Here is a 4,442-nt window from a genome sequence, read left to right on the forward strand (position 1 = left end):
TGTCATGGTCTTCACCTCTTTCATATTCAGTTTTATAATTTATCACATTTTTATTAAATAAAACAAGTGTGCATATTAGATATCGTACGCTTATCTAATTTACACACTTTATTTTACACTCCCCTTCTTACAATATCAGGACTCAAACGTTCCACATACCATTACACTCTTTCCAAGGTCATTAAAGACATGAAGAATGATGTGATTATAAATCAATCATTGATATTTACTAGTTCAATAAAGACGCTATGGATACCGTAGAATCACGTTAGAACTGATGAATAGAGGATATCAAGTTAATCATAAGAAAGTAAAGCATTTGATGGTTATGATGGGTTTATATGGAATCACACCGAAAGCCCAATATAAATCTTATAAAGGTGATATGAATGGAACAGTCAAAAACCAATTGCTTACTAAAGTGATCGATGAAGAAAATCACAAGACCTATTATGAACGGAATCTTGAAACAACAAAATGTGATGAAAAGTGGTCAACAAAGAAAAATGAATCATTCAACCCATGTCACGCAAATGAAATTGTTTAGACAACTCTCCTGTGGAAAATTTTTTTGGAAGAATGAAAAATGAGATGTTTTATGGTCATGAATATGAATTCGAGCCATCAGATGAATTAAAGATAGTTATGGAGGAATATATTTCGTATTTTAATACGCAAAGAATTACATCTAAACTAAAAGGATTAACTCCTGTACAATACAGAAATCAATCCTTATTAACTGCTTAATCAAGCTTGTTTTACTTAGTCCAAATGATTGGGTTCACTTCATACAGTACAGGTTTTTTCAAAATAATGTTTTGAACGCGAACAAAGATGTAATTATGTATGTAATGTAAGTTTATAAGCATATTTATAAACTGCAATGAACAAACATTGTATTCCGATAAAGGAAGATAAGATGAAAACACCTGTCATTGATGAAATATGTGTATTTAAATACTGTACTGCAACATCCCCACTAGCTACACTTACGAAATTCATATAAGTAGTAGGCAGAAAATGTGCTATAACTTTTAAACTGTCTAAAATGTTAGGCAAATAGGAGAAACCTAAAACGATAAACAATAGTATCAAAAATAAATAAACATCTTCCTTTATAAACAATGAAGAAATATAAGTAAACAAACTTAGATTTGTATAAAAAAGGATGCCTATGAAAAACCATTCTTTACTAAAGCTTAGTGTGCTTAATACATTCCAAAATTCATTTTCATTATTTCGCATAATAATAGGATAATCAAATCCAGTATTTAGTGTAAGCAAATAAGATAATAAGAAAGAAGAAAACAAAATGCCTATATATATAATCACAGAAGCACTCATGCCTACCAAAATTTTCGTTCCAATAATCTTATTTTTCATTATTGGATATAGGTAGCTGATATCAATATTTTTTGCATATTCAATCGTGAAAATTTGAGATAATATATAAATACAATATACAGTTATGATTATGGGTAAAAGGAATTGTGCCACGGATGTTGTAAAACTTAAACCAAAAATAGGGAAGCTTGGATTTTCGTAGTCTAAATTATGATCCATCAAATATTTAAAATAGTTTAGCTCTTCCATTGATACATTTATCATATCGCGGGAGGAGGTACTTGATACATCGGATATATTCTCACTATCTTTCATTATCTGGATTCTTTCCTCTAAAATTTCACTATAACTTTCATAAACCTTATTCCATTCTTTATTTCGAAAATTAGCAAGGATAATTTCAAACGTTTCACTATTTTTCTCTTCGAGTTGTACAGTAGCTTCAATAATTTTATATTCTTGACTATTCTTATCTAGTTTTGTAAGTTTTTTCTTGTAGGTCTCAATGCTTTGTTTATCTACTTCCATTTGGCTATATAGATTACTTTCAAATTGATCCTGTGTACGTATATTCATTACGAGAAAAACAAGTATAATCAAAATTATAATGCATCCTATAATTATATTTGATTTTCTATATAAAACCCTTTTACTTAAAAACTTTGCATATTCAATCATATTTTCACACTCTTTGTAGGAAATCTTGAACAAAAATAATATAATATAAAGAGAGAAATATTACTAACTCCTAATACAAGGACCCCATTTAGAAAATTCACATTCGCATTCAATGTGGTGTGCATCAACTCTCCGCTCATCACTTGCAATGAGTTTAAATATGTAGTTGGAATAAGGTGTGTAATTGGAAATAAGGGAGCGATACTTGTAGATGCCCACATAAGACTCAAAACGACAGCTAGGCAAGTCACTAAACATACTAAATTTCTTTTTGTGAAACACGCAATAATAGAAACTAAGTTTACAAGAAAGAAAATAGACAAAACGGTTAATATCAGCAACTGTGGGAGAACATGAAGTAAAGAAATGTATTTATCTGCACTATCTATGGTATACAACAGTATAGGTGATTGAAAGCTACCAATCGTATTACCAACACTTCCACATAGGATTGATAATATTATGTAAAACAGAAAAACTAGAGTACCTATGCTCACTCCCGTGAGCAACTTTGAACTCTGCTTCTTTAATCTACTAATTGGTACCAATTGATGAATATCCATAGTATCCATAAAACTTGAACAATATATATTGCAAGACATAAAGATAATGAAAACAGCAAGTATAATTGGCATATAATTATTTAAAATACTCGTCATATATGAAAATCCTTGTGTGGGGATAAAGCGTGTGTCAAATCCCATGTTGTGAGTTTTCATATATTGAGCAAATTTTTGATCAAGTCGTAGAACTTCTTGAAGTCCTTCTCCATAATAGTCATTATTCTCTTGCGTTACTTTTATATCTATTTTTGTTAATTTTTCATCACTTGTATAATACTTTTTCCAATCCTTACTATTAAAAGCATCAAGTCTTTCTTGTAATAGCTCAACTCTTTGTTCTGCTATATTTATATTATATAATGCAAATTCATATGCTTCACTTGATGGAATACTACTCTTTAAATCTTCTTCGAAGGCTGTGATATTCTGTTTTAATGCTTGTATTTTCTGCTCGCCAAATTGCTGAGGATTTGTAACATAGGCAACTCCCCTTTGACCAAACATATAAACGGTAATTATAAAAATAGTGATTAATATAAATGGTACGATATTAAGCTTTTTTAACATAACTTTTTTTAGCAAAAGGGAAAAGAAATTCATGACTCTACCTCTTTTAGTGCAAACTCTCGAATTTTTAAAACTATATCACAATGTTCAACAATTTCGTCTTTATAATGTGAAGATAGTAGGAGGGTTTTTCCTTTTTCTTTTAGTTCATTGATTGTTTTGAAAAATCGTTTTCGATTTACTTCATCTAGTCCATTTGTGATTTCATCCATAATTAAATATTTTGCATCACTTACCAAATACATGCCAATGACTAATCGCTGTTTCATTCCTAAAGAATATTTTCTGATTGGAAGCTTTATATATTCTTCCATACTCCATTCCTTTATGATCTCCTCAATATCTAAATTTGACTTCCACATTTTTTTAGTAAACCTCATGTAATCTAACCCGCTTAAGTTTTTATCTAACCATTCTACATTCTCAAAATAGAAAATATCATTCATTGTTTTTTCTGCTGAAAGATGATCATAAAGTACAGTTCCTTTTTTAGCTTTTTTTAAATTAACTAACACTCGAAATAATGTCGTTTTACCTGAACCGTTTTCTGCAACAATTCCATATATTTTATTGTTTTGAAAAGTGTAGTTTACATCCTTTAAAATAGGATGTCTTGTTTCAATAGACACATTGCTTAGTTCAATCATATTACTACCTTCTTTCATATAAAATCAGCTAGAATAATCCTTTATTCTAGCTGTTCAAGGTAAGGGTATTGTTAATCTTAGAAAGTTGATATATTTATAATTTACTTACCAATTTAAATCTGCATTTTTATAATACTTAATAGTTTGATATCTAATATAATTCCAACCAGAACTATACCATTTTGTTTCTTCATTGTATAATCTAGCATCATCTGCAACATAAATATATTTATAACCATGGTAATTCATATTAACTTCTGCTGGTATATTATAATCATAAAAAAATGATTTTGTTACTTTATATGTATATGCAGCGCTTATGCTTGAACAAAACCCAATCATCAAGGCTATCATAAGACTTCCTATTAAACATGATTTTATATGTCTTTTTTTCATGGAACCCCCTCTTTCGATGAACTCTTTTTTTGAGAACACGAATATTTTCAACCCTCACTCTTGTCTATTTCATTGTATCATAGATGTTTAGAAAGTCAAGATACTGCGTTTTGGCTCAGTAACAAAATATGATTCGTTTATGATAATGTCTTAAGTATCCACATTTGATTATGTCTTAAATACATATTACAATAGTACCTCATTGAATTGGAGGTACCTTATGAGAAAGGTTGAATTAAATATGCAT

Annotated in this window: 5 protein-coding genes and 1 pseudogene; 2 read left to right on the forward strand and 4 right to left on the reverse strand. The window is 29.3% G+C overall.

All coding sequences use genetic code 11. The features are described 5' to 3' along the window. Nucleotides 1-253: 253 nt before the first annotated feature. Nucleotides 254-547: pseudogene (locus tag ACWG0P_RS15870) on the forward strand (IS3 family transposase); the annotation flags it as partial. Nucleotides 548-558: 11 nt separating this feature from the next. Then, nucleotides 559-747 carry an IS3 family transposase gene (locus ACWG0P_RS15875; RefSeq protein ID WP_455802543.1) on the forward strand — a complete coding sequence of 63 codons (189 nt, stop codon included), beginning with the start codon at nt 559-561 and terminating at the stop codon, nt 745-747. A 93-nt stretch (nt 748-840) separates the two neighbouring features. Here ACWG0P_RS15875 and ACWG0P_RS15880 read toward each other — a convergent pair whose 3' ends face one another. From ACWG0P_RS15880 to ACWG0P_RS15895, 4 genes are all read right to left on the reverse strand, one after another. Next, nucleotides 841-2,022 carry a hypothetical protein gene (locus ACWG0P_RS15880; protein ID WP_455802544.1) on the reverse strand — a complete coding sequence of 394 codons (1,182 nt, stop codon included), beginning with the start codon at nt 2,020-2,022 and terminating at the stop codon, nt 841-843. Continuing rightward, nucleotides 2,019-3,167 carry a hypothetical protein gene (locus tag ACWG0P_RS15885; RefSeq protein ID WP_455802545.1) on the reverse strand — a complete coding sequence of 383 codons (1,149 nt, stop codon included), beginning with the start codon at nt 3,165-3,167 and terminating at the stop codon, nt 2,019-2,021. The genes ACWG0P_RS15880 and ACWG0P_RS15885 overlap by 4 nt, the downstream gene beginning before the upstream one ends. A gap of 14 nt (nt 3,168-3,181) precedes the next feature. Continuing rightward, entirely contained in the window at nt 3,182-3,799 is a 618-nt protein-coding gene (locus ACWG0P_RS15890; protein WP_455802546.1) for an ATP-binding cassette domain-containing protein, read from the reverse strand. A gap of 105 nt (nt 3,800-3,904) precedes the next feature. Then, nucleotides 3,905-4,153 carry a hypothetical protein gene (locus tag ACWG0P_RS15895; RefSeq protein ID WP_455802547.1) on the reverse strand — a complete coding sequence of 83 codons (249 nt, stop codon included), beginning with the start codon at nt 4,151-4,153 and terminating at the stop codon, nt 3,905-3,907. Nucleotides 4,154-4,442: the final 289 nt, after the last annotated feature.

The organism is Amedibacillus sp. YH-ame6 (assembly GCF_053848845.1).